This window comes from Bacteroides faecichinchillae JCM 17102, assembly GCF_000614145.1.
In the GTDB taxonomy this organism is placed as follows: domain Bacteria; phylum Bacteroidota; class Bacteroidia; order Bacteroidales; family Bacteroidaceae; genus Bacteroides; species Bacteroides faecichinchillae.
In genome coordinates, this window is record NZ_BAKK01000018.1 from 1 (window position 1) to 25,623 (window position 25,623).

At 39.9% G+C, this 25,623-nt stretch carries 19 protein-coding genes and 3 pseudogenes; 8 read left to right on the forward strand and 14 right to left on the reverse strand.

Going from position 1 to position 25,623, the window contains the following annotated elements; all coding sequences use genetic code 11:
* The 7 genes and pseudogenes from JCM17102_RS23275 to JCM17102_RS10715 all read right to left on the reverse strand — a co-directional run.
* Positions 1–732 (reverse strand): DUF6443 domain-containing protein (locus JCM17102_RS23275; RefSeq protein WP_033886743.1); only part of this gene is annotated, 732 nt, incomplete at its 3' end.
* Positions 733–745: 13 nt separating this feature from the next.
* Positions 746–4,420 (reverse strand): hypothetical protein, encoded by a 3,675-nt coding sequence (locus JCM17102_RS10690; RefSeq protein WP_025075110.1) that lies wholly within the window; start codon positions 4,418–4,420, stop codon positions 746–748.
* Between the two features lie 118 nt (positions 4,421–4,538).
* On the reverse strand, positions 4,539–4,640 hold the full coding sequence (locus tag JCM17102_RS30670; RefSeq protein WP_369898730.1) for a smalltalk protein: 102 nt from the start codon (positions 4,638–4,640) through the stop codon (positions 4,539–4,541).
* Between the two features lie 281 nt (positions 4,641–4,921).
* Positions 4,922–5,086: a hypothetical protein gene (locus JCM17102_RS30675; protein WP_159106327.1), complete on the reverse strand. Its 165-nt coding sequence runs from the start codon at positions 5,084–5,086 to the stop codon at positions 4,922–4,924.
* A 281-nt stretch (positions 5,087–5,367) separates the two neighbouring features.
* Positions 5,368–5,607, reverse strand: a complete 240-nt coding sequence (locus JCM17102_RS31560; protein WP_025075111.1) for a hypothetical protein — start codon at positions 5,605–5,607, stop codon at positions 5,368–5,370.
* Positions 5,608–5,664: 57 nt separating this feature from the next.
* Positions 5,665–5,894 (reverse strand): annotated as a pseudogene (locus JCM17102_RS32150) (Lin1244/Lin1753 domain-containing protein); the annotation flags it as partial.
* A gap of 51 nt (positions 5,895–5,945) precedes the next feature.
* Positions 5,946–6,269 (reverse strand): hypothetical protein, encoded by a 324-nt coding sequence (locus JCM17102_RS10715; protein WP_025075113.1) that lies wholly within the window; start codon positions 6,267–6,269, stop codon positions 5,946–5,948.
* Between the two features lie 420 nt (positions 6,270–6,689).
* Here JCM17102_RS10715 and JCM17102_RS27175 point away from each other — a divergent pair.
* Positions 6,690–7,404, forward strand: a pseudogene (locus tag JCM17102_RS27175) (LexA family transcriptional regulator).
* 536 nt (positions 7,405–7,940) lie between these two features.
* Here the strand turns inward: JCM17102_RS27175 and JCM17102_RS29650 are convergent.
* A pseudogene (locus JCM17102_RS29650) lies at positions 7,941–8,866 on the reverse strand (alpha/beta hydrolase family protein); the annotation flags it as partial.
* A 368-nt stretch (positions 8,867–9,234) separates the two neighbouring features.
* On the reverse strand, positions 9,235–11,379 hold the full coding sequence (locus tag JCM17102_RS10740; protein ID WP_025075117.1) for a glycoside hydrolase family 31 protein: 2,145 nt from the start codon (positions 11,377–11,379) through the stop codon (positions 9,235–9,237).
* Between the two features lie 342 nt (positions 11,380–11,721).
* Here JCM17102_RS10740 and JCM17102_RS10745 point away from each other — a divergent pair, with 342 nt between their 5' ends.
* The gene (locus tag JCM17102_RS10745; protein ID WP_025075118.1) at positions 11,722–12,123 is read left to right on the forward strand and encodes a putative quinol monooxygenase; all 402 of its coding nucleotides are present in this window, start codon (positions 11,722–11,724) and stop codon (positions 12,121–12,123) included.
* 407 nt (positions 12,124–12,530) lie between these two features.
* Here JCM17102_RS10745 and JCM17102_RS23295 read toward each other — a convergent pair whose 3' ends face one another.
* Positions 12,531–13,748 (reverse strand): transglutaminase domain-containing protein, encoded by a 1,218-nt coding sequence (locus JCM17102_RS23295; RefSeq protein WP_033886752.1) that lies wholly within the window; start codon positions 13,746–13,748, stop codon positions 12,531–12,533.
* A gap of 329 nt (positions 13,749–14,077) precedes the next feature.
* Here JCM17102_RS23295 and JCM17102_RS10755 point away from each other — a divergent pair, with 329 nt between their 5' ends.
* The 3 genes from JCM17102_RS10755 (at position 14,078) to cysK (ending at position 17,943) form a co-directional block, all read left to right on the forward strand.
* Positions 14,078–14,884 carry an alpha/beta hydrolase gene (locus tag JCM17102_RS10755; protein ID WP_025075119.1) on the forward strand — a complete coding sequence of 269 codons (807 nt, stop codon included), beginning with the start codon at positions 14,078–14,080 and terminating at the stop codon, positions 14,882–14,884.
* Positions 14,885–15,095: 211 nt separating this feature from the next.
* Positions 15,096–16,682 carry a glycoside hydrolase family 32 protein gene (locus JCM17102_RS10760; RefSeq protein ID WP_373278880.1) on the forward strand — a complete coding sequence of 529 codons (1,587 nt, stop codon included), beginning with the start codon at positions 15,096–15,098 and terminating at the stop codon, positions 16,680–16,682.
* Positions 16,683–16,965: 283 nt separating this feature from the next.
* The gene (gene cysK / locus JCM17102_RS10765) at positions 16,966–17,943 is read left to right on the forward strand and encodes a cysteine synthase A (RefSeq protein WP_025075121.1); all 978 of its coding nucleotides are present in this window, start codon (positions 16,966–16,968) and stop codon (positions 17,941–17,943) included.
* A 134-nt stretch (positions 17,944–18,077) separates the two neighbouring features.
* Here cysK and JCM17102_RS10770 read toward each other — a convergent pair whose 3' ends face one another.
* A complete protein-coding gene (locus tag JCM17102_RS10770) occupies positions 18,078–18,557 on the reverse strand; it encodes a pyridoxamine 5'-phosphate oxidase family protein (protein WP_025075122.1) in 480 nt (159 codons plus the stop codon).
* A gap of 88 nt (positions 18,558–18,645) precedes the next feature.
* Positions 18,646–20,757 (reverse strand): ribonuclease R, encoded by a 2,112-nt coding sequence (rnr, locus tag JCM17102_RS10775; protein WP_025075123.1) that lies wholly within the window; start codon positions 20,755–20,757, stop codon positions 18,646–18,648.
* Between the two features lie 154 nt (positions 20,758–20,911).
* On the opposite strand from rnr, the gene JCM17102_RS10780 reads away from it, so the two are divergent.
* Genes JCM17102_RS10780 through JCM17102_RS10790 form a run of 3 tightly spaced genes read left to right on the forward strand, consistent with a single transcriptional unit; the run spans position 20,912 to position 23,777 of the window.
* Positions 20,912–21,811 (forward strand): cation diffusion facilitator family transporter, encoded by a 900-nt coding sequence (locus JCM17102_RS10780; protein WP_025075124.1) that lies wholly within the window; start codon positions 20,912–20,914, stop codon positions 21,809–21,811.
* Between the two features lie 2 nt (positions 21,812–21,813).
* Positions 21,814–22,821: an NAD-dependent epimerase/dehydratase family protein gene (locus JCM17102_RS10785; protein ID WP_025075125.1), complete on the forward strand. Its 1,008-nt coding sequence runs from the start codon at positions 21,814–21,816 to the stop codon at positions 22,819–22,821.
* A complete protein-coding gene (locus JCM17102_RS10790; protein ID WP_025075126.1) occupies positions 22,812–23,777 on the forward strand; it encodes a phosphatase PAP2 family protein in 966 nt (321 codons plus the stop codon). The genes JCM17102_RS10785 and JCM17102_RS10790 overlap by 10 nt, the downstream gene beginning before the upstream one ends.
* A 17-nt stretch (positions 23,778–23,794) precedes the next feature.
* Here the strand turns inward: JCM17102_RS10790 and JCM17102_RS10795 are convergent, their stop codons facing one another.
* Both JCM17102_RS10795 and dusB read right to left on the reverse strand, forming a co-directional pair.
* A complete protein-coding gene (locus JCM17102_RS10795; RefSeq protein ID WP_033886748.1) occupies positions 23,795–24,523 on the reverse strand; it encodes a hypothetical protein in 729 nt (242 codons plus the stop codon).
* Between the two features lie 16 nt (positions 24,524–24,539).
* Entirely contained in the window at positions 24,540–25,538 is a 999-nt protein-coding gene (gene dusB / locus JCM17102_RS10800; protein ID WP_025075128.1) for a tRNA dihydrouridine synthase DusB, read from the reverse strand.
* Positions 25,539–25,623: the final 85 nt, after the last annotated feature.

The following is a 25,623-nucleotide window of genomic DNA, read 5'->3' on the forward strand; positions in this document are numbered from 1 at the left end:
CAGCCTGTTCCGCTCGTCGTACACATAGTATGTTTCCAGCCGTTCGTTTCCGTCTACCGCTACCGTCAATACCGTCAGGTCGTTATTGTCGGTATAACTCTCTATCTGATGTCCATCCTCATCGGTGACTGTCGTTTTCTGCAATCTTCCGGCAGGGTAACTTCCGTCCAGCGAAAGTGTCCCGTCGGAGGTCACTTTGTATTGTCTGACTTCTCCGGTCTGATTGGTTCCATACAGAGAGTTTACACTTTTCCCGGCTGTATGCCAGGCTTTTCCCGGTCCTGTCTGTTTCGCAACTCGTGCCAATGGGCTGTGCTCGTATTGAGTCAGGGTAAAAGCATAGTTCTGTTCCTCGGTTCCGTAGATGCTCCAGTGGGAGGGAGAGAACATATCCGCATCAAAAGCTCCGTTGTTTCCGTTTTTTATATACGGAAGGTATTCCTTTTCCACTTGTCCCAGGGTGCCGTAGCTATGTGGAAGGATCAAATCTGCTCCTCCCGAAGGGCTTGCCCCCACCTGTATCTCTTGCCATTTCAGGCCGAATCCGTCGAAATAGACGATGTCACTGACCGTCTTTGCACTACTGCTTCCTGTTTGGGAAGTAGGTTCTATATACGTTTTCTCGGCGGTGTAATTGCGCGTTCCCGTATATCCTGTCGTATTCTGCCCTTTTACCAATGGAAAGAAGAACAGCAGACCAACAAGTAACTGTATTTTTTTTGTATACTTCATCTTTATATGTTTTTTATTGATTAATAATTCGGTTGTATTTGTATTCTTTCAGCAGGTTGCCGTATTGGTCCTTTATCTGAGTGACTCTTCCTGCCGGGTCGTAGGTGTACAGTTCCAGGCGTTCGTTCTGATCGAACCGGGCATGTGCTGTTCCGTCGGCATTGAAAGAAGTAGCATTGAAAGAGGCTCCTTCGGGCACCAAAGCCATGTACACCCCTTGCGGTGATACGCTGACCGTCGTTACATTGGTATACGTGCTCAGGTCAATGTCGTATACTTTCAGTGAAGACGAGTTGTTGCTTGTTACCGTACTACTTGCCACTCCGCCTGCATGAGTAATGGATACCGAAGCTGTCTGGTTTCCACTCAGCACATACAGTTTCAGTCGCTTGATATCCGGCAGCGAGGCCAAACTGATTGAGCACACCGAGCTGCCGGGTGTTCCTGTATCATACCGCTTTAAGTATAAATACTCAAAGAACCTTTGCTCGTCATAAGACATCATGACGTTATCCAATGCCTGCACAAACTGGGTGAGTGGCTGGTATTTCGGATAGAGCTGGGCAAGCCTGGTATATTCCTGTTTGAACTGGTTGAGTATTTTCTTCCCATCGGTCGAGATAATGTCATAATAGGTTTGTGCTTCATTGACATCCGAATTGCTCTTTATCATTTCTTCTGCGAATGAAATGATAAAAGAATGTTCGCGCGATCTGAAGAAACTAAGAAAACGGTCATCTTTTACATCTGCGGGAATCGTCCTCGACATGGACTGAAACTGCTGGTAACTCCCTTTGAAATTGCTTAATGACAAATCTATATCCGGCTGACTGTTCCATTCGATTACATCATACCTGTCTTTCGCATCGGCTACGGCTGCATTGCATTCCAGCAATACCTTACCATAGTCATCGTAAGCATAGCTTTTTTTCTTAGTCCGCCCGTTTTCCTTTACCGGCAGGCGGGAAGTTCTGTTACCGGCATACTGGTAAGAGGCAACAGGCGTATAGTTGCTTTCACCGTAAGTGAACAATCCTGTTTCCTGTGCAACTACAGCATCGGTAACTGAAGTCTCGGGTACGTACAGGAGTGCTTCTGCCGGAACGATAATGTTTCCCGATTCTTTATGCCGCCACACCGTCTCGTTGATCAACCGTCCCTCACAAAGGGTGCGATCTTTCACTACGGCCGACAATAAATTGCTTTGTTTCATCTTATCGATGGTAGTCTGAACGCCGTCTGCCATATCCGCTACCCGTTTGCAGACTTTCGTGAGAGTTCGGCCATCTGATCCGGTACGCATGATCCGGTTGGGGAACATGGACTGGGGATTGTCATACAGGTAGGTTGTCCAACTATAGGGTGTGTTCTCATCAAGCCTGTATTCTACCTCTTCCTTCAAAACGGTTTTTCCTCCATAGCCCAAATTGTAAAACTGGGGTGCATCGGCAGGAGATAAACGGGGTTTTATGTTGTTCTGATACAGTTCATCTCCTTTGATGTAGCTGGTTGTCTGAGATTTGTAGTAGGGCTCTAAGGTTGCTCCATCCAAGTAATAGTCCGAGGGGTGCATCTGAGGCAATTGCTTGTTGTAGGCAGACAATGTCTCATAGCTGTACTTGGTCATTTGCTGCAAGTTGCCACTGGCATCATACACCGCTTTTTCAGATAGCAATCCGTTGATCCAGAACGAGTAAGACGTATTCGCGCTCAACGATGGAGTCGCTATATGATACCGATACGTATTCATTCCCTTCCCGTGAATTGTTTCTGTCACATACGGATAATAGAGTCCGTTGTTACCCATATTCACCACCGGATGTCCTTCCGGGCGTACTCTGTCATAAGTGATTTTATCACAAAAGCCCGAATAGCAAACACTGACAATATTGGAATAGGAATAATACACACTTTTGCCAGGTTGCGGATAGCCGTACGAGATCGTATCCTTCCGGTTGCTTGCTCCGTCATTGAGCAGCAATGATTTTAGCCGGATTCCTCCGTAATTGGAGCCTGTGCCGACCTTATTCTTCTCGTATTCAATGCCTATTTTCCCTCCATCGGTCAGCGTAATGCCTTTCAGTGAATACAGGGCAGTCAGCATCTCATACGCTTGTCCCGATGCGTTGCGTGCGCTGCAATACCCCCAGAGGTCACCCACCACTCCATTGGGTAGTGTCGGAAAGTCCTCGTATGTGAAATAGTCGAACTTCAGGTTAGCTGTCTCCTTGCCGTCTTTGCCTGAGAAAGAGACTTTCTTCAAACAATTGGCATCTTGTGTGAGGCGGACGGAAGAAAGTAGCGTTTCACTTGGCGTATACACATTGATCTCGGACAAAGATAGATTCACATTGTCTTTGTATGTAAACTTCACAATACGTTCGGGCGAGATAATCATGCTAAGTATCGGAGACACTACATCGTAGCGGCTTCCTCCGCTTATTTCCTTTTCTGTGATGTACTTGATCTCAACCAGGCAGGCATGTACGCTGTTGGCTGCACTTCTCAGGCAAGCTCCGGCTCTTTCCATGTGGGCAGAGGTTTCTACATGGGAAGAAGTGCCGGCCAATTGGTCGCAGGTTCTCGATAAGGAGAGCAGCGCTTCTTCCAGATCTTGGGAGGCGGAAGTCATCTCCTTGATATTTGTCAGCATGCCCATAATCCTGTTGTTGGTTTTTACAATGGGGCTTTCGAGGGGCTGAGTAGCCATGTTCTTCTGTCTTATGAGCAAGGTCATTTGCGTATCAACCTCTTTCAATAATATTTCCTGGGAATGCAATCTCAAATTGTATCTGGCTTCTTCAATAAAGTTTTTGAATCCCTCCTGATATTTATCAAAGTCAAAGGGCTGCTCTTTTACCGACTTCCCATACAGGTATTTCATTGTATACGGATTGTTAATCTGTTGCGTGTTTATTCTCCCCGTCGTATAGTACTCCGAGTTATCCACATCGCCTTTATAGCAGAAATCGATTGCTGCCCCGTTGTATGGAAGGATACGGGTGAGATGCCATGCCGAAGGATATACCGTTTGCGAGATGGCATTGGAAGTGGAAACGTCCACATGACTGACATCCGCATTCTTCTCTATTTGCCTGTAAATATACTGGTTCCCATTATTATCGGTAATGGTCCATCCTGCAATTTTGCCGGACTCCGTTTCGCACTTGATACGTGCATCCGTTTGTTCCAGTGGTTCTGCATATATCTTTTTGTTCGCATCAGTACGAATGATGAAATCCACTTTCTGTCCGTTAAATACAGCTGTAAAGATGTCGCTTTCACCATCTCTTTTGCGAAGTCCTACATTCTTTGCATCATCCTGTAGAGGGGTGGAGTTACTTTCGGATTGTAGATAACCAAAGGATGTATCTTCATCGGGAAATCCTCCACGCATCGTACGGGTGACTATTCCTCCTGCATTAAGCATCCAATTATAGCCGAGGAATCCGGGAGAGTCACTATCCTTTACTCCTTTTCCAATATAATCCAGCGAAACAGGTAATTCATAATTTCCTGATCTCAATTTGTATAAGGGTACTTTGTAACTGAATATCCCCGTTGAATAATCGACCAGTACATTTTTCTGTTCCGTCAGGTTTTGTGTTTGCTCTCCGGGTTTAAAATCCTGCGCCCATCCGTTTAGTGTGAGGAGTAGGAGAGATAATAAGTATGTTATTCTTTTCATGATTGTGTTTATTAATTAAATTTTAAATGAAAGTCGGAAGTCCTTTTCCTGTGTTCTGTTCCTGTTCAAAAGACTTCCGGCTTATAGATAACGTCTGTTTATTGGCTGTATATACAGTCTACAGATTCATTGCATTCGCCCCCAGTGCTCCCAGCACTGCTGAAGCCACAGCGATAATTGCTTTTAGGATTATATCCCATGTTGTTTTTCCGATTGCCATTGTTTTTTACCTCCTTTCCTGTTCTTTAAATAGTTTAGTTTACTTCAGAGACTAGTTTCATCCTGATGTATGGATATACTTTCATCCTTCGGGAAGAGCGTACGATTCCCCTTTCATAACGGTGTTAAGCGTCATGATCAAATTGATATCCAACAGGTAGCCAAGTGATTACTAGTCCGGTTAAGTTCTCAAATCTTTGTTTTCTAGTTTAGTCTTTTGTGCTTAGTTGTTTTTTCAGTCAAGTCATTTTTATTTTTGTGTTTTGTACAGGATGGTAGAGCTTACAAAGTAGAATCCGGTGATTCACCCCTGTCATCTCCTCCTGTATCCGGTTTATTTGTTTCTTCCTCGTCATTACCAGCACGTACTACGCGCGGATAAATAATTTTTTTTCCATTTTCTTTATTTTCCAGTTTTGGCTGGAGAAGTTTATATAATACTGACATAATTGTAATTAAATTTAGTTATTGATAGTTTAGTTGTTCTTGTCTTTAAGCTTATTGACACTACAAAGATAAAGTAATGTTTTTGGATGAACAAGCGATTTTAAAAGTGTGCGTTAATAAGTTCGTTAATATATTTATATTATTGATATATAGCATTTTATTGTAGAAATACCTATTTGTTTACTATGCTCAACAGATAATGACTGGGCAGTTTGATTTTCCCACCAGAATCTCGGATATAACCAATCCTTTTCCATACCGGACTACCGATGGTTCCGTAATTATTTTTTTGAAATAATAGCATATTGTTCAGATGGGGAAAAACGATCGAGTAGCAGATTATCCAGAAGTCCGGATAGATTGCATAACCGTCCGTCGGCAGGAGCTTGCATACGGTTAATATCTTCTTGGGTCAGATTGCTCTTCTTCCTTAAAACTTCATTGATTCCTCTTTTTCTGACTTCAGATTTTATTGTGCTATTCGGTGATTCGGTTTCATTTTCAGAAGCTTTAGTTACCATATCCCGTTGGTATATATCCGAATCGAAGAAGCAGTATTCTGCAGCCAGTTTGAGAACGCAATGAACAGTATCGTTGTCTGTATCAAATAACTGGTCAGAAAATTCATCGTAGAATTCGTTGTCGGTATGAACGTAATATCCTTATCGGAGTAAATGTGCGACAATGCATATAGTAAGATGGTAAAGGCAGAATTACCCTTTCGTTTCATGATGCGACATATCACGCTATCGTGTATAAAATCTGTGTTTAGTGGAAAATAGTCCACTCCTTGTTTTAGTTTTTTCATAATAATTCTATTTTAGTATTTTATATTATTAAGTCTTTAGTTTTTGATTTGTTAAATATCCTGTTCTGCTTCCACTGCCAGAAGTTTTTGTCTTTTACGTTGGATACTGGCTGCAACAGTTTCTAGGGCGTGACGAATAAGTTCTTTTCGCACATTAGGATCTTTGATGAGGGTAATGACGGGATATACCGTTTCTCTCTTGTTTACAAAAGTTTGTTTTTCTACTTTGCGGTGATTCCGGCTAGCGGATTTCCGACATTCTTTACAATAGTTTCTGGGAAGATTTGTTTTCTTGTCCAAATAGAAAGCTTCCAGAGGAAGTGTACGTTTGCAACATCCACAGACGTGATTAGTTGATTTTTTTGAGATTTTCATGTTGTTATTCATTTTATTGATAAATAGTTAGTTATGTTATAGCATGTATAATGATTTCCTTATATCTTTCTTTATTGTCAGCTGTTAATACTCTATTTGATGAGTATTAATATTCCATGTATTAACTATTAATGCTCTACATATTAACCATTAATAGCCTACATTTGCTAATCTTCTCTTTTCACAAATCAATGGCGAAGTTTTCGACGTTCTCGCATTTTTTCTTGTTTTCTCATGGCTTTTCTATTTTTTAATTTCTATTTTTGAAACAAATTGCTAATGTTTGTACTACAAAGATAAAATAAATTTCATATATGAAACGGATAGTTTTAGAATTTAATTCTCAATTATTTTATAAAGTACTAATAATGAGAGGCTAATATGTCTATAATATTTTACATTATATTTAAACAATAAGAGATGAATACATTTTTAGATGTTACAGCAATTGTGAACCGCGCTAAGCAGGTTCTGAATTTTAAAAGGGATAGTGAATTGGCTGAATTTCTGGGAGTTTCACGACCGACACTATCAAATTGGTACGCACGGTATCGGATTGACTTTCCTTTATTATTGGATAAGATGGGGAGTGATGTAGACTACAACTGGTTACTAATTGGAAAGGGGAATCCTAAACATCGTCCGACATGCTGTAATAATGAGCTGGTACAGGGAAAAGTGGAGATAATTCACAATCCAAAAATAATGGAGGCAATGAATGATCGTAGTGTAGTACTATACGATATTGCTGCAGCGGCCAACCTGAAGACTCTGTTTACCAACAAAAATCAGTTTGCTGTGGGAAAGATAAAGATTCCGAGTATTTCCTTTGTGTGATGGAGCGATTTATGTGAGTGGGGACAGTATGTATCCTATTCTCAAATCGGGAGATATTATAGGATTTAAGGAGATAAATAGTTTCAGCAGTCTGATTTATGGTGAGATGTATTTGGTGTCATTCAATATTGATGGAGACGAGTATTTGTCTGTGAAGTGTGTGAACCGTTCGGATAAAGAAGATTGCCTGAAATTGGTCAGTTACAATACTCATCATGAACCGATGGATATTCCGTTTGCTGCTATTAATGCAATGGCGATTGTGAAGTTTTCCGTTAGAAGACATATGATGATGTAAGGAGCAGGTGTAGGAAGGTAATCAAGTAAATAACGTGAAGACGGACTTTAATCATTCGTTCTTCTGCGTTATGGGTATCTAAAGAAAAAATATTCCGGAAAATATTTAACGTGAATATAAGCGAATAAATATTTTATTGAAAATTGAGGATATAGCGATAGAAACAGTAATTTTATAGTGCTTAAACATTTGATTACTAATATTTTACCGCTGTGTTTGCTGAGAGTAAAGTAACATCAGATCCGGTTCATTAAAGTAGATTGTTTGGATGTGTTGATTTTGCCAATATAACGTAATCAGCCTATTACAGGTAAATAATGTACCTGTATAAAGAGTTATGTAGCTAAGAAAATAGATGATGAAACGTAAGGAAGTAATAAACTGATGTATAATGATGAGTTGGTAACTCTATTTCTCGTTAAAACATATAGAATAGGGAATCAATAAGATTTTACTCAGGCAGAAAAAGCAACCTGTACGCAAGTTGTTCTATGCATTTCTCTAATTATTTGGAACGGAGAAGCTATACTTACTTCCTATTTCATGGAAGTCTTACATACTGTATTTAATATCCATTCTGTTATATCTTTCAGAACTTCCGGACTGATTGTTTCTTCTAAATCTCCATATTCAAGGTGATTACATGTTCGGCAAGTCTGAAAAAAGTGATTTAATCCCGGATAGATCTTCACTGTTACATTTTTATTTCCGTTTTTAATGATTCCTTGTTGAATGGCATTTAAGTTCATGACAGCAATCTTTATCTCCATTGAGTGCAAGTACCGGGCATTTTATTTTATTCAGGGCTTCCGTTGGGTCATATCTCATAAAATGGAGGTACCATGGACTGGTGGCTGCAGCGAGTTGTGCCGGTAGTTGGCGCATCACGTTTAAATCCTGAAGTTCCTCAGGTGATAGTAATTTTATTGCGTCGGCATACAACTCTTTTTGGAGTTCTTCTACTGTTTTATCAGTTTGTTGCAGTACAGTTGAGTATTGATGGTGATAAATAGGTCTTTTCTTCTGCCAGACAGAATCCGGTTTGCCTGTAGATTGATAAATCAATTCTACTTGCTTCAACGTCATACTGTCTCCTCGTACTCCGGCTCCGGCCAATGATACGATAAATGCGACTGCCGGATTTTTCGCTGCTGTGATAAACGAGACAGTTCCGCCACAACTGTGACCAATAATCCCGATTTTTCGGGTATCTATTTCTTTTCTACTTCTTAGATAGTCCAATGCAGCTTGCGTGTCTTTGGCAAAATCCTCGTTGGTGGCCACTTGCAAAGTTTCCTTGGGAAGTAGCTACTCCCCGGTCGTCGCAACGTAGTACGGCAATTCTTTTTCGTGTGAGGTAGTCGGCTATGACAAGAAAAGGTTTGTGTCCTTTCGTCTCTTCATTTCTGTTCTGCGGACCACTTCCTGTTACCAAAATCACTGCGGGAAATCGGTTCCCTTTGCCATGCCAGATACCAGTGATATCTTGTGCACAAAGAAAAGACGGGAATAACAATCCGAGTAATAATCCGATAATGGTTATGAAATGGAAATTTGAATATTTCATAATAAAGAGTTTTTGGTTTGGCGAAGATACTCTACTTGCAAACATACGCAAAAACTTTTAAATATGGTGTTGGTGGAATAGAATTCTCACGTTTCCACGTGGAACGGTAACAGTGTATTGTAAACGAATAAAGGGGGATAATATCCCTTTCCTAGGGTATTAATACTTGGAAAGTTGAGTATTAATAGCTGAGAAACGAACTATTAATACTCAACAGGCTGATACATAAAGTGCCGGATCAGGGTATCTGACGCCTACTTATGTTAGTTGATAAACTCATAACCGGAGAGCTGGTATCTTTTTAGATCGCCTTCTTTCGTCCTTTTGAGTTTTACCTCTCCTTTATCTGCTTCCAAAGTGACGATGTTATATTCTCCTTTCTTGAAATTATAGCTGATACCGTCATCTTCAAGAAGTTGGCAACTAGCTGTAGGAGTGCCGTATACTTTGCAGTGCAGATTGAATACAGTTTGCGGGTCTACATAAGGAACGGGTTCGGACAGAGGCAATAATGTTCCCTGACGGACGTAGAGCGGCAATTGGTCGAATTCCGTATTGATTTCGTACTCCTTATTCCCTTCATATTTCTCGTTCGTATTGAAGTTATACCATGTTCCTTCGGGGAAGTAAACAGTTCTTGATTTTTTATTCTCATAGAGAGGTGCAGCCATCAGTCCATCTCCGATCATATACTGGTTGCTGATATCACGCAGACGTTTATCCTTAGGATAATCCATCAATAAAGGACGGAAAGGAGGAATTCCTTCTTTATAATAAGCATAAAAAGCATTATAAATATAAGGTATGAGCTGCATGCGTAGATTAATCAGTGTGCATGCATAAGCCTCATATTCCTGGGCTTCCGGCAAAAACTCACCCCGCTCATTCTTTCCACGGTCGAATTGCAACCATGGTGCGTACTGCAAATACCAGGCATTCACCATAGCTTGCGGAGAAAGAATCACCGTTTGCAAGCGGTGGAAGAAGTCTTCGGCAGAGTGTGCTTCACGTACTTCCGGGCACCATAACAGACCGCCGAAAGCAGAGTTGCAAAGCGCTTGAATATACTCTTTATGATCATACGTATCACTGTAGAGCACCGCATTTCGTGAGGACATAAACATTCCTGAAGAACGGTAATCCTGATAAGCGCGGGTATTCATCTCACGATAAATACTGTCTATCGTATTCACATAAAGCGAGCCGAAGATTTGGTGCATCTGTTCGCCGTCAATTCCTGATGGGAACTGTGCTGCGTCAGGGAAACACCAAGTGGCTGAAGCATAAGATATGTTCGAATTATCACATTCGTCGAGTTTAAAGCCGGAGATTCCTTCTTCTACCAGTGTGCGGTGATAATCACTGAATATCTTACGTGCTTCCGGTGTCAGAAAGTCCGGTACAAGCCCGTTCCAGACGAGGAAGTCACCCGAATAAGGTTCCATGTCTTTCCGGATTGGAGAAGAAGGATGAACGTAGGCATGTTCCCACAGATTGACTTTATAGCCTTTCTGTTTTAACTGATCCAGCATTTCCTTGTGTTTAGGAAAACGTTCCTCACTCCAGATGTATGAGCAGGAATAGGCTGCCGTTTGCCATCCCGGTTCCAGTCCCAACACATCACATGGAATCTGTTTTTCCCGGAAATAATCCGCGAAGCGGATGACCGAATCCTGTACGGCGTCTCCTTTCACCCGGTACTTGAATCCGAGTCCCCACATTGGAGGAAGGCATCCGCCACCGGAAAGAAGGTTGTACCGCTTTACTACATCCAGTATCTCCGGTCCCGTTATAACAAACACTTCGATACCTTTTGCACCGGGGATATCGATATATACTTTATTTCCATTACTTCTGTTCTTATATAAATCTTCTGTAGTGGTGGCAATCTTTTTTCTTCCTTCTGCGTCCTGCAGATTTTGCTGTTTTTTTTGATTGGAACCGCATAAGAAAGTGGTATACCGGGCGGTATTGACCAGAATCCCGTATCCTTTGGTAGAGACGTAGAACGTCTGTGGAGCGTGTGTATATCCGAGTCCGTTCAGTGGATTGTCGTTTACTATCGGGCGTTTACGCATTCCACGTTGTCCGAAAGTCTCTATTTGAAGCCCGAAGCCGTAAAGCTGCTCGTCGTCTGCCAAAGGTACTTCGACCATACATCCCCGGTCTTTCACTTGTATGCGGACTTCATCCGGACTGAAAGGAAGTTCGGCTGTGGGGAGTTGTTTCATAGCCTCTAATGCAGGTTTCCCACCGAATAGTGCGTAAGGAGTATAAGTATCAATTTCTCCTGCTTGCAGTTTGATTACTCCCGGAGCAATCTCTTGCTGAGTCGGTAATTGTTCTGTCTGACAGGCAGTGAGGAGCCCTCCTGTAAATAGTAGAAGATAAAGTCGTAATTTTCTCATTGCAATTTGTTTATGATGTTATACTTATATAAGACTTTTGAGTTCTAATTTTCCACTAAAAGTAATACATTTATTTTTAGGAAGAATCATATCGCTTCTTTTTATTTCTTTGCAGAAGCCCTTTTTTTATGGTTGCATTAAGTAACTGTTTGGGTAGGAAATCTTTTGGTCATTTCTATAATTTGTTTTTCGGAGGAATTTAGCGACGAAGAAAGGTTGGTAGTAGTGATTTGAGTTGTTACTGCTTTACAAGCGATTACTAAAAAAGTGTATAAAATGGGGTGTTCTTGTTCCAATAAAGAGAAACTTTTAATAATTTTGTTGGAACTAATAACAATAGATATGAAAAACTTATTTCTAGGTATAGCCTGTGTCCTGCTGGCAGGTTGTGTAAACTCTTCTAAGCAGGAAACTGTTACCTCTTGTTGTAATGATAAAAGTTCGATGGAAGTTGTACTGAATTTGCATCGGAAAGTAAAGCCCGAATATGTATCTGCTTATAAGGAGGCCTTTGCCAAATGCAAGGCCAATACTATTCAGGAAGTCGGTTGCGTGGATTATGGTGTATACCAATCTCCGGAAGATAGTACTGAATTTCTGATCTGTGAAGTCTGGGAAAATGAGAACGCACTCGCAAAGCATGGGGAGACTGCTCATTTGAAACAGCTTTTGGAAGAGACTAAAGATATGTTTGACGGTGCATCTAATAAAAAGATTTATGTATGTGCTGAGGCGCAAAAATAAATTTTTGAAAGATAGAGGGAGAGACGTATTTATGAACTACTTGGATTCAGCCTTAGAAAAATTTGTTTAAAGCGCTCAAAAGGCTTGTTCTATATGGCTGAACACATTGTTTCATACCGTTGAACACTCTGTTTCATATAGGTAAACACTTTGTTTTATGCGGTTGAACACTTTGTTTCAACCGATTGAAACAAACAGAAACATATAGTGACTGACCCTTACATTCGGTGATAGGTGATAGAGAAGGTGATAGGTTGAAAATCAACCTATCACCTTCTGTAATGCCTATGAATAGAGGGATATAGCACACTTGGTGATAGTTGATAGAGAAAAAGCGTTTTTTTGTTATAGAGAGGATACATGCTGAATTTAGTGTTGCTTACACCTCCCCTATGAACACTACTTATTTACACTGTTTTGAAATGAACATTGTAGATATCCATTTGTGTTTCTATATTTTCCACCCGTCGTATTGGAATCAGTTGAATCGTATATTCCGTCATTAGTTTCATATTTTTCAGACTTATATGTGTCTTGGTGGCTTTTACGTTCTTTGTCTGTATAAGCACTTTGCCATTTTTTTCGTATAATTTAATTCTATAGTCGGTAGCTCCTTTTATTTCTTTCCATTCCAGCGTGGCTTTCGAACTACCTATATCCGATACGACTGGATCTGTGGGCAACTGTATCGGTTTGCTCTCGATGTGGTGGGTTGCCATAACTTTTGTCCCAGCGTTACACCAATACCAATAAAGGAAGTTTTGTAAAATAGCAGTATTGAAGGTCTGCCCCGGTCCCGGTTCTATCGGATGATAGACATCCTCTGACATGACGATACCATCACCCCGACAATATCCGAAGTAGTCGCCCTCCGGATGATCCAGCTTCATGTTTGCATCCACCGGGATCCAACCGTATTTTTCCAGATAGAAGTCGGCCCATACATGAAAAGTACCATTCGGCCTTACGGTAACGATGTGACGGGCAGGGATCTGTTTAGCTCTCAACAAGTTTACAAAAATAGAGGCCAGATTGCCGCAATCTCCTCCTCCTGCCGATAAGATAGCTGCTATTTTGTGAATGCCCGTATTCGGATTTAGATATTTATAATTGGCCCCCACATGTTCGTAGCACAGTCGGGCATAATCTATTATATTTCCTTTCGACTCGTTCCATAAGTTATCTGATATTTCTTTGATGCGGGGATTGCTGGTGTCGATATATTCCCCCTTGTTGGTAGTGTATCGCTTATAAATTTCCGATTGTGTATTATATGGATATATTTTTTTGAACTGCTTCATATCGATATACATGGGGTATAAGGTTATGTTGAAGTTTTCAGTGAGAGAGTAGCTATCGCCTTTTGAAGGCAGACCTGATGTTTTCAGGTCTCTGAGGTATTGGTTATTAGAATTTTCTACATCGAGCACTTCACCTGAAGAATATTTAAAGTTGGTAATCTCCTGATAATTGTTGCTCTGTGGAACAGGTAGGATAATTGTCATTTTTGTAAGTTCACAATTCTGATTCTTTAAAGTCAGCGAATTGGTAATTTCGTAACTTTGTTGAGCGTTCAAGGTTATGGCGGTAATCATTAATACGTAAACAAATAGAATTCGTCTCATAATAGTATCTATGCTTTAAGTATACTGTTAATATTCTTCTTCACAAAAGTAATGTATTCTATTTCAATATCAAATTGGGTGTTCTATTTTTTATAATGATTGGATTACTGCTCTTTTATTAGCTTTTATAAAATCGGCTTTTATGTATCAAATCAGCATAGAGCAGTCTTGAAGGCTAATTATTGCTTTTTTTCTTGTTCATTAAATCTGATGTCATTATCTTTGGAAAATTATAAAGTTTGCAGTACCATTCTGCGGAACAGAGACATATGGATGCACAAAATGCTAATTTAAAAATAAAACACTAAAATATTAAAATGAACAGAATGATGAAAAAGAATTGTTTTTTATTATTTTTCCTACTTTGTGCTTGTATGATCCAGGCACAAGATACATATCGGACAGATAAGGATATCTCATATATTCCAAGCTCCGAGACAGATGCTTATCGTCGTGAACGTTGCAAACTGGATATTTATTATCCGGAGAATAAGAAAGACTTTTCCACTGTTATATGGTTTCATGGAGGTGGTCTTGAAGGAGGAGGTAAATATATTCCTAAAGAACTGAAAGAACAGGGATTTGCAGTGATAGCTGTTAATTACCGATTGAGTCCGAAAGCTAAGAATCCTTCTTATATAGAAGATGCTGCCGCATCTGTAGCTTGGGCTTTTAAAAATATAGAGAAGTATGGTGGACGCAAAGATCGTATTTTTGTTTCCGGTCATTCGGCGGGAGGTTATCTTTCATTGATATTGGCTATGGATAAAAAGTATATGGCTGCTTATGGAGCAGATGCGGATAGCGTAGCTGCCTATCTTCCGGTGAGTGGACAAACTGTTACTCATTTTACCATACGTAAAGAACGCGGACTACCGGAAGGGATTCCAATTATCGACGAATATGCACCGGTGAATAAAGCGCGTAAAAATACAGCCCCGGTTGTTATGATAACTGGTGATAAGAACCTTGAGATGGCAGATAGATATGAAGAAAATGCACTTCTGGCATCCGTATTGAAGAACATTGGCAATAAGAGAGTGAAGCTATACGAGATGCAGGGATTTGACCACGGACAGGTTGCCGGTCCTGCTTGTTACTTGATTGTCGATTATGTGAAGAGGTTTGGAAAATAGGTATGCATGAGGAAAAAAGCTGGTCATGCAATGATAATTTCTGCGCAATGTAATTGTTTTTATAGTATTTGAATCATTTATTATAGTGTAAACAGGACGTATTTCCTACATTTACCTCCAAATTCATGAACTAATAAATAATTGCATTGCTATGAAGACATTGAGCAAAATTGTATTCACGCTTTTTATTCTTTTGTTCTCTCCTTTGGTTATGATGGCTGGAGAAGTTACTTTTAAAATAACGAAGAAATATTTGAATTTCCCTATTTCTCATAAGGTAGACAGGGCAAAGATGACGTTTCAAGTAAATGGGAAACCGGATTTGTCTGTTGTTATACGTTTGGCACCGGATGAAGCTGAATATTGGGTATTTAAAGATGTATCAGCTTATAAAGGCAAAACGATTAAAATAAACTATGAAGGCGATGAAAAAGGACTGAGTAAGATATACCAGTCGGACGAGTTTGTAGGACAGGATAATATATATAAGGAAAAGAACCGTCCACAATTTCACTTTACTACTCGTAGAGGATGGATCAATGATCCTAATGGATTGGTTTATCACGATGGTGAATACCACTTGTTCTATCAGCACAATCCTTATGAAAGAGATTGGGAGAACATGCATTGGGGACATGCAGTGAGCAAAGATCTGATACATTGGACAGAATTGGCTGATGCATTATATCCCGATCATCTGGGAACCATGTTTTCCGGATCAGCAGTTATTGACTATGATAACACTGCTGGATTTAATAAAGGAAAGACTCCTGCCATGGTAGCTGCTTTTACTGCCGCCAGTTCAGAAAAGCAAGTACAGGGAATCGCTTATAGTCTCGACAATGGACGTACATTCACTAAATATGATAAGAATCCGGTCATAGACTCAAAAGCAAAGTGGAACTCTCAGGATACACGAGATCCTAAGGTTTTCTGGTATGCACCCGGAAAGCATTGGGTATTGGTATTGAACGAACGTGACGGACATTCTATCTATACATCTGCCAATCTTAAAGATTGGAAATACGAAAGCCATGTTTCCGGTTTTTGGGAATGTCCCGAGCTATTCGAACTTCCGGTCGATGGTGACAAGAATCATACAAAATGGGTGATGTACGGAGCTTCCGGTACTTATATGTTGGGTTCCTTCGACGGTAAAGTATTTACTCCTGAAGCTGGAAAGTATTGTTATACTACAGGAAGTATCTATGCCGCGCAAACAATTACCAATATCCCTGCCAGTGACGGTAGGCGTATTCAGATAGGCTGGGGAAGAATTTCTCATCCGGGGATGCCGTTCAACGGAATGATGATGTTACCAACCGAACTGACTTTGCGTACAACGAAAGAGGGTATCCGTTTGGTCAGTGTTCCCGTAAGAGAGGTTGAATCTTTATGTAAGCCTGTACGTTCATGGACTTCGTTGTCTTCGGATGAGGCTAACCGTAACTTAAAAGAATTCTATGACGCAGATCGTCTTCGTATTAAAACTACTATCAAACTATCTCATGCTACAGATGCAGGTTTTAACCTATTCGGACAGCGTATGATCGGTTATGATATGAATTCAAATACATTGAACGGCCGCTTCTATTCACCCCAAGATCCGACCAGCATGGAGCTTACTGCTGATATTTACATTGACCGTACTTCAATTGAAGTCTTTATTGATGGTGGCTTGTATTCTTACTCTATGGAACGCCGTCCGGACATGAATAATAAAGAAGGGTTACATTTTTGGGGAAATAGAATCGAAGTCAAAGATCTGGAAGTCTTTTCAGTAGATTCCATCTGGTAAATAATAATCTCTGTCGTGCAGAGGATAAGCCATAAGTAATTAATCGCTTCCGGGCAATCAGTATTTTGATATTGATTGCCCGGAAGTTTTTTAATGAGAACTGGTACCTATGTAATTCCCGGTGAATCTCATAACTTTATTTATGTAGGAAAGTATACTGGTGTATACGGGCTTTCGTAATACAGACATGGTATGAAATTACCATAACTGTGGTATTTACTAACAACAAAATCAGCGTTATCTTTGTAATATATTAAAATAAAAAGATTTAAAACAGAAATATATGGAAAAGATAGCAAAGAGATTGACGGATTTGATAGGTAATACCCCATTATTGGAACTTGGGAAATATAATAAAAGTAAAGGGTTGAAAGCCCGTCTGGTAGCAAAGCTTGAATATTTCAATCCTGCGGGAAGTGTGAAAGACCGTATAGCATTGGCAATGATAGCAGACGCCGAAGGAAAAGGTGTTTTGTATCCGGGGGCTACCATAATAGAGCCGACGAGTGGAAATACCGGAGTAGGATTAGCCTTTGTTGCTGCTTCAAAAGGATATAAGTTGATTTTGACAATGCCGGATACGATGAGCGTCGAACGCAGGAATTTGTTGAAAGCATTGGGAGCTGAGCTGGTATTGACTCCCGGTGCTGATGGAATGAAAGGAGCAATTGCTAAGGCAGAAGAATTGAAAGCCGTTACTCCCGGCGCTGTTATCTTACAACAATTTGAGAATCCTGCAAATCCAAATGTACATCTGCGAACTACCGGATTGGAAATATGGCGAGATACCGAAGGAAAAGTAGATATTTTCGTGGCAGGTGTTGGTACTGGCGGAACAGTAAGTGGCGTGGGTGAAGCATTGAAGATGCGTGATCCTAGTGTGAAGATTGTTGCCGTAGAACCAACAGATTCTCCTGTTTTGTCAGGTGGAAAACCCGGTCCACACAAGATACAGGGAATAGGAGCAGGCTTTGTTCCTAAAACTTACAATCCTGCCGTAGTGGATGAGATTATTCAAGTACAGAACGATGATGCCATTCGTACCAGCCGTCAATTAGCGAAAGAAGAAGGACTTCTGGTAGGTATTTCTTCAGGAGCTGCCGTATATGCGGCTACAGAGTTGGCAAAACGACCGGAAAATGAAGGTAAAATGATTGTGGTATTGTTACCCGATACAGGTGAACGATATTTATCTACTATTTTATACGCTTTTGAAGAATATCCTCTCGGTGATGGAGAAAAGGTAAAATCGAATCATTGAAAAAAAAGGTTTTTTCAATATATTCTATCTCTAGTGTTTTGTATGGTTAGTTATATCAGAAATCGCTATAGAAACTCTTTAAAGAGTGACTATAGCGGTTTTTATTTTAATAGAACACAGAATACTTTTGTGGGTTAGAGTTCCTCATTAGGGCGCAAACCAAAAATTTTTCCTGTCATTTGTTTAATAGAAACTTGCCATACCTTAACATTTCGTACAGCAGGATCGGAGTATACAAACTCATTATCTGTATAATGTCGCATGATAATGTTCAGTGCATGGCGTTTCTCGTCTATATTTTCGATAAACTCCACCTTTCCCCTACACATAACACTCTCAGAACGCATACTATAGCTGCAAGCCACTTTTTCATGTTGGTAGACAAGTTTATGTCCGAGACTGAACGTGATACAGACATTATTATTGTGTTCCAACATCTCTACTTTACTTCCTTCAGGACCTGAGTGCAAGTAGATTATACCGTTTTCATAACCAAAGTTCATGGGTATCACATAAGGGTTTCCATTTAAATCCGTAATACCTACAAAGCAAGCATCACAATGCAAAATAATGGATTCAATTCGTTGTATATCCTCAATAACAACTGTTTTCATTGCTGTTTATTTATAAAGAATGAATACACAAAAGTCACAGAGAAACAAATTTAAGATAATAAAACCTCTGTGACTTTTTGTGATGAATTTATTTTTCGATTAATTGAAAGTCCAATTGTTTCTTCTCTAAATTTGCTCTTGCTACGCGAATAGTAATCGCATCACCCAAACTGTATGTCCGATTTTTGCGACGTCCACGCAGACAGTAATTTTTCTCGTCGAATTCGTAATAATCGTCATCCAGATCACGAATAGGAACCATTCCTTCGCATTTGTTTTCGTTCAGTTCTACATAAAGCCCCCATTCTGTAACTCCGGAAATTACGCCATCATATACTTGTCCAAGGCGTTCACTCATAAACTCTACCTGTTTATACTTGATAGAAGCACGTTCGGCATTGGCAGCCACTTGTTCCATATTCGAACTATGATCGCATAGATCTTCATACTTCGTTTCCGATACGCTACGACCTCCATCCATATATTTTGTAACCAGACGGTGTACCATCATATCTGGGAACCGACGAATCGGAGAGGTAAAATGTGTGTAGTAATCAAAAGCTAATCCGTAGTGTCCGATATTGTGTGTAGAATAACGAGCTTTTTGCATGGCTCGGATAGAAACAGTTTCAATCAGATTCTCTTCTTTCTTACCATGAATGTCATCTAGTAAATGATTGATAGATTTCGAAATATCCGTTTTCGTTCCGCTCGTACGTACTTTGTATCCAAAACGCGCTATGAACTGCGCTAGATTATCCAGCTTTTCAGGGTCCGGAAGATCATGAATACGATAAGGAAGCACTTTGGCCTTTTTGTTTTTAGGTACTCTTCCTACTTTCTCGGCTACTGTCTTGTTAGCAAGTAGCATAAATTCTTCCACCAATTTATTGGCGTCTTTAGATTCTTTGAAATAAACACTGATTGGCTTTCCCTTTTCGTCAATTTCAAACTTTACTTCATAGCGGTCGAAATTGATAGCTCCTGCGGCAAAGCGTTTCTCCCGAAGTGCTTTTGCTATCGTATCCAGCATAAGTACTTCTTCTTTGAAATCTCCTTCCTTTGTTTCGATAATCTGCTGTGCCTCTTCATAAGTAAAACGGCGGTCGGATTTGATAACTGTATGTACGATGCGAGAGTCGCTCACTTCCCCTTTTTCTGTAATGTCGAAAATAACGGAAAATGCGAGTTTCTCTTCATTGGGTCGAAGTGAGCAGATAAAATTACATAAACGTTCAGGAAGCATTGGGATAGTACGGTCTACCAGATATACGGAAGTTGCTCGTTTCTCTGCTTCTCTATCAATGATACCACCTTCTTTAACATAATGAGTCACATCTGCAATATGTACACCAACTTCCCATAATCCATCTTTTAGCAGGCGAATGGAAAGAGCATCATCAAAATCTTTTGCGTCTTTCGGATCAATAGTAAAAGTGGTTATTTTACGGAAATCCTCACGCCGGGCTATTTCGTCGGGAGTGATCTCAGCAGGAATTTTATCCGCTGCTGTTTCTACCGCTTTCGGATAAACATACGGCAATCCGAATTCGGCAAGGATTGCGTGCATTTCCGTTGTGTTATCTCCGGCTTTGCCCAATATGTCGATTACTTGACCGATGGGATTTTTGGCTTTATCCGGCCATTCAGTCACTTTTACAATTGCTTTGTCACCAGTCTTTCCCCCTTTTAATTTATCTTTCGGAATGAAAATATCATTGGCAAGCGTACGATTTTCTGTTACCAAAAAAGCATATGAGTTAGCTACTTCTAGTGTTCCTACAAAAGTATCATTGGCACGTTCTAATATTTCAATAACCTCTCCCTCTGCTTCTCTTTTCTTTCGTTTGGCATAGAATACGATTTTTACTTTATCATTATTCATTGCATGTGCAGAATTTCGTTCTGCAACGAAGACCGGTTCACCTCCATCTTCGGGGATGAATGAATTCTTTCCATTACTCTTACGTTGGAACGTACCTATCATTTCTGTTCCGTGGCTATTCATGCGGAACTTGCCTTTCTCTGTTTCGCTGATATAATCGTCGTCTAACAAGTCGTGTAGAATATCGACGCACAACATCTTTTGCGGATGAGTGGTGAGATGTAACTCCGCGAAGATATATTTCATACTGAGCGTTTCGTTGGGTTTGGCATGGAAAAAGTCTATTAATAGTGCGGCCAATTGTTGTTTTCCCATTCTTTTACCGGCCTTTTTTTCTTTTTTTTTCTTTCTTTTTCGCCATAATTGAATCGTTCTAAATTACTATTCTTACTACAAAGTAAATGATTAAATATCAATAATTCAAGATTTTCATGTACATTTGCCAATATCTTATTGATAATGTAACAAAATGGAAGATAAAAAGACTGCTCGTGAACGAGGAATTTATAAAGTCACGATAATCGGTAGTAGCGTTAATTTTCTGCTGCTTGTTTTCAAGTTTGTGGCAGGATTTATGGGGCATAGTGCGGCTATGTTGGCCGATGCAGTGCATTCATTATCAGATTTTGTCACAGATTTGGTCGTTATAGTGTTTGTACGGATCTCAAATAAACCGCAAGATAAAACCCATGATTATGGACATGGAAAGTATGAAACATTGGCTACAGCAATAATCGGATTATTGTTGTTGATTGTCGGTTTTGGAATATTGTGGAATGGAGCTTCCTCTATTTATGCTTTTATCAAGGGGCAACAGTTGGAAGAACCGGGGATGGTGGCTCTGATAGCGGCACTTGTTTCTATAGTTGCAAAAGAGATATTGTATCAATATACAGTGATTGAAGGGAAGAAATTGGATTCACAAGCTGTTATAGCTAATGCTTGGCATCATCGGAGTGATGCGCTTTCTTCTATCGGAACAGCGATTGGTATCGGAGGAGCTATTTTGTTGGGAGAAAACTGGCGGGTACTTGATCCGGTTGCTGCAGTGATTGTTAGTTTCTTTATTATAAAAGTGGCGATTCAGTTATTGATTCCTTGTGTAGATGAACTATTGGAAAAATCATTACCAGATGAGGTGGAAAAAGAAATTGAACAAGCATTGTTGTCTTTTCCGGGAGTTAGTGAGCCGCATCATTTGCGTACCCGGCGTATTGGTAGTTACTATGCCATTGAAGTGCACGTACGAATGGACGGGAATATTACATTGGAGGAAGCGCATGCTACTGCTACCGCAATTGAGCATAGATTGAAAGATATATTCGGTGAGGGAACATTAATCAATATTCATGTAGAACCTAAAAAGTAGTAATGGAGAGTATTTTGATCACAGGGGCAAGTGGGTTTATTGGTAGTTTCATTGTTGAAGAGGCTTTGAAACGTAAGTTCAATGTTTGGGCAGGAATACGATCTACTAGTAGCAAGAAATATCTGAAAAACAGGAAAATTCATTTTCTGGAACTCGATTTTACTCATCCCAATGAACTTCGTGCCCAACTTTCTGGTTACAAAGGGACATACAATAAGTTTGATTACATCATCCATTGTGCCGGTGTCACTAAGTGTATTGATCCAAAGTCTTTCGATTACGTGAATTATCTACAGACGAAATATTTCATCGATACCTTGAAAGTGCTTAATATGGTTCCCAAACAGTTTATTTATATTAGTACGCTGAGTGTTTTTGGACCAGTGCGCGATGGAGATTATTCTCCTATTAAAGCAGATGATACTCCAATGCCTAACACTGCTTATGGGTTAAGTAAACTAAAGGCTGAACTTTATATTCAAAGTATTCCCGGATTCCCTTATGTTATTTATCGTCCTACAGGAGTGTATGGTCCACGAGAAATGGATTATTTCCTGATGGCGAAAACAATCCAACGTCATATGGACTTTTCAGTTGGTTCCCGTCGGCAGGATTTGACTTTCGTTTATGTAAAAGATATTGTTCAGGCAATTTTTTTGGGAATAGAGAAGAAAGTAGTACAGAAAACTTATTTTCTGTCGGACGGTAAAGTATATCAGAGTCGTGTATTTTCGGACTTAATTCAAAAAGAGTTAGGCAATCCGTTTGTTATTCGTGTGAAATGTCCATTAATTGTGCTAAAAGTTATATCTTTGCTCGCTCAATTCATTGCCATGCGCTCAGGAAAGTGCAGTACATTGAATTTGGATAAGTATAAGATTATGAAACAACGCAATTGGCAATGCGACATTACCCCTACAATAAAAGAATTAGGGTATACTCCCGAGTATGATTTGGAAAGAGGAGTCCGTGAAACGATTGCCTGGTATAAAAACGAAGGATGGCTTTAGACTTATTTAAGCGTGTAGAAACCCGAAAAGGGTTGTTTGCAGTGGAGAAGATAACATTGATTTATAATCTGTTGACCTCCATATTAATTCTGTTCCTGTTTCAGCGAATGGACCATCCAGGGCATATGTTGCTGGATAGGGCAATGATTGCTGCAATGACTTTTTTGTTGATGTACCTTTATCGGCTGGCTCCTTGTAAGTTCTCGGCTTTTGTACGTATTGTTATACAAATGAGTTTGTTGTCCTACTGGTATCCGGATACTTTTGAGTTTAACCGCTTTTTCCCGAATCTGGATCATATCTTTGCTCTAACTGAACAATTTATCTTCAATGGTCAGCCTGCTATCTGGTTTTGTCATACTTTTCCTCATTTATTGGTGAGTGAAGCATTTAATATGGGATATTTCTTCTATTATCCAATGATACTGATTGTGACTTTATTCTATTTCATCTATAAATTCGATTTATTCGAGAAGATGTCTTTTGTATTGGTCACTTCTTTCTTTATCTATTACTTAATTTATATTTTCATTCCGGTGGCAGGACCGCAATTCTATTTTCCTGCTATTGGGATTGAACACGTGGCAAAAGGGACTTTTCCTGCTATTGGTGATTATTTTAATCTTCATCAGGAATTGTTGCCAGGACCAGGTTATCAGCATGGATTTTTTTATAATCTTGTAGAGGGTTCCCAACAAGTAGGTGAACGTCCTACAGCAGCATTTCCCAGTTCTCATGTCGGTATTTCCACTATACTGATGATTATGGCGTGGCGTGGTAGCAAGATACTGTTTGGCTGTCTGTTGCCGTTTTATCTATTATTATGTGGAGCTACCGTATATATTCAGGCGCATTATGTAATTGATGCTATTGTTGGTTTCTTCTCAGCTTTTCTGTTGTACGTAGTGGTAACTTGGATGTTTAAAAAGTGGTTTGCAGTGCCTATGTTTAAATAGGTTAGTCAGTTCTATAATTATTTTCTCCGAAACACAAGTTTTTTTCCTTCCTGCCATAATATGTAATAGGGACTATTAGAACAACCACTATTTAGAGTCAAACGAAAATGTCCGGAACTAAGGTCGAATTTATCAAACTCTAAAGCCTGACAGAAGACAAGTTTGGCATCTTCGCTTGTGAGGGCAACAATGGTAACATTTCCCGGAGACGGTTCACATGTTCCATCACGAAGGGTGGTGAAAAGTGCCAAAACTATATTTTCGGATAAGGGAATATATTGAACATATTCTTTACTGGCAACTCCTCTTATTTCTTCCCAATTAACGAAGTTGCATCCATTCAACATATCTATTATCTCTTCTTCTCCTCTTTTTACAACAATGCGTGGAATTTCATCAACATCTTTATATTTATAGACTTCTATCTTATAGTCTGCTTCTTCAAAATAAGGAACTTTGTATGTTTGTACTAGTTGCAATGAGTCGATATTCGTACATGGATAGAAAGAATCTACCAACATTGCAACTTGAATCTTGTTGTTTTCTTCTACTTGGAAAACCGGCATTGGCTGGTTATTTGTGAGTGCTTCATCAGAAGAAATTTGTTGTTCTTTTGTTATGAAGTTGCTAGAGTTTTCAGCCAATGTATCCTTTGTTTGCAAAGTAGTGTTTTTGTTTGTATGATTACAAGCATTCATTATACTACTCAATAGGATAATAGTTGCAATAGATCTAATAACTTTCATATTGCTGAAGTTTTAATTAAATATTTTCATTAGCTGATGACATGATAGTGTGTACCTCTTCAAAGATATGGAAAAGGTCCTCTTTTGTTTCTGCCCGTAGCATAGCAATGCGCGTATTGCGGAAATTCGGAATACCTTTGAATATAGGGCTGGCAGCCAGATGGCGGCGTACATGCAGGATACCTCTACGTTCATCCAGTAAGTTTACACTGTCAATAACTTCCTGACTAAGTACTTCCATGCACCATTCAAAGCTGAGTGGAGGTAGCTCTTCTCCTGTCTTCAGGTAGTGTTTCATTTCTTTGAAGATCCAGGGGCGTCCGAAGCTGGCACGTCCGATCATGACTGCATCTACTCCATAACGGTCAAAGCATTCTTTACAACGTTGAGGAGTGGTCACGTCTCCATTACCAATGATAGGAATATGCATTCTTGGGTTATTCTTGACTTCACCAATTAAAGTCCAGTCTGCTTCTCCCGTATACATTTGTGCCCGGGTACGACCATGAATGGTCAATGCCGCAATACCACAATCCTGTAACTGCTCTGCCAGATCAACAATAATCTTGTTGCTTGCATCCCAACCTAATCGAGTTTTTACAGTGACAGGTATCTTGACTGCATCTACTACGGCACGAGTAATCTCCAACATTTTGGGGATATTCTGCAACATACCTGCACCTGCTCCCTTTCCTGCTACTCTTTTCACCGGACATCCGAAGTTTATATCCAGAATATCCGGTTGTGCCTGCTCTACGATTTTAGCAGCTTCAACCATTGTGTCCGTATCTTTACCGTATATCTGGATAGCAACAGGCCGTTCTTCGTCACTGATACTTAATTTCTGTGCGGTTTTGCTGACTGAACGAATGAGGGCGTCGCTGGATACAAACTCAGTGTATACCATGTCAGCACCAAACTTTTTGCACATTAGGCGAAAAGCAGGATCTGTAACGTCCTCCATTGGGGCGAGCAGTATGGGATGTTTTCCCAGGTCTATGTGGCCTATTTTCATGAATAAATTGAACTAATGATTATTTCACTGCAAAAATATGGAAAAAATACCTACTTTTGTATCTATTCATTCATTTAACAAATTT

Excerpts from the sequence above, each read along its gene's own strand:
- JCM17102_RS10690 (WP_025075110.1), bottom strand. The coding sequence starts at position 4,420 with ATGAAAAGAATAACATACTTATTATCTCTCCTACTCCTCACACTAAAC.
- JCM17102_RS30670 (WP_369898730.1), bottom strand. The coding sequence starts at position 4,640 with ATGGCAATCGGAAAAACAACATGGGATATAATCCTAAAAGCAATTATC.
- JCM17102_RS30675 (WP_159106327.1), bottom strand. The coding sequence starts at position 5,086 with ATGTCAGTATTATATAAACTTCTCCAGCCAAAACTGGAAAATAAAGAA.
- JCM17102_RS31560 (WP_025075111.1), bottom strand. The coding sequence starts at position 5,607 with ATGGTAACTAAAGCTTCTGAAAATGAAACCGAATCACCGAATAGCACA.
- JCM17102_RS10715 (WP_025075113.1), bottom strand. The coding sequence starts at position 6,269 with ATGAAAATCTCAAAAAAATCAACTAATCACGTCTGTGGATGTTGCAAA.
- JCM17102_RS10740 (WP_025075117.1), bottom strand. The coding sequence starts at position 11,379 with ATGAGAAAATTACGACTTTATCTTCTACTATTTACAGGAGGGCTCCTC.
- JCM17102_RS10745 (WP_025075118.1), top strand. The coding sequence starts at position 11,722 with ATGAAAAACTTATTTCTAGGTATAGCCTGTGTCCTGCTGGCAGGTTGT.
- JCM17102_RS23295 (WP_033886752.1), bottom strand. The coding sequence starts at position 13,748 with ATGAGACGAATTCTATTTGTTTACGTATTAATGATTACCGCCATAACC.
- JCM17102_RS10755 (WP_025075119.1), top strand. The coding sequence starts at position 14,078 with ATGAAAAAGAATTGTTTTTTATTATTTTTCCTACTTTGTGCTTGTATG.
- JCM17102_RS10760 (WP_373278880.1), top strand. The coding sequence starts at position 15,096 with ATGATGGCTGGAGAAGTTACTTTTAAAATAACGAAGAAATATTTGAAT.
- cysK (WP_025075121.1), top strand. The coding sequence starts at position 16,966 with ATGGAAAAGATAGCAAAGAGATTGACGGATTTGATAGGTAATACCCCA.
- JCM17102_RS10770 (WP_025075122.1), bottom strand. The coding sequence starts at position 18,557 with ATGAAAACAGTTGTTATTGAGGATATACAACGAATTGAATCCATTATT.
- rnr (WP_025075123.1), bottom strand. The coding sequence starts at position 20,757 with ATGGGAAAACAACAATTGGCCGCACTATTAATAGACTTTTTCCATGCC.
- JCM17102_RS10780 (WP_025075124.1), top strand. The coding sequence starts at position 20,912 with ATGGAAGATAAAAAGACTGCTCGTGAACGAGGAATTTATAAAGTCACG.
- JCM17102_RS10785 (WP_025075125.1), top strand. The coding sequence starts at position 21,814 with ATGGAGAGTATTTTGATCACAGGGGCAAGTGGGTTTATTGGTAGTTTC.
- JCM17102_RS10790 (WP_025075126.1), top strand. The coding sequence starts at position 22,812 with ATGGCTTTAGACTTATTTAAGCGTGTAGAAACCCGAAAAGGGTTGTTT.
- JCM17102_RS10795 (WP_033886748.1), bottom strand. The coding sequence starts at position 24,523 with ATGAAAGTTATTAGATCTATTGCAACTATTATCCTATTGAGTAGTATA.
- dusB (WP_025075128.1), bottom strand. The coding sequence starts at position 25,538 with ATGAAAATAGGCCACATAGACCTGGGAAAACATCCCATACTGCTCGCC.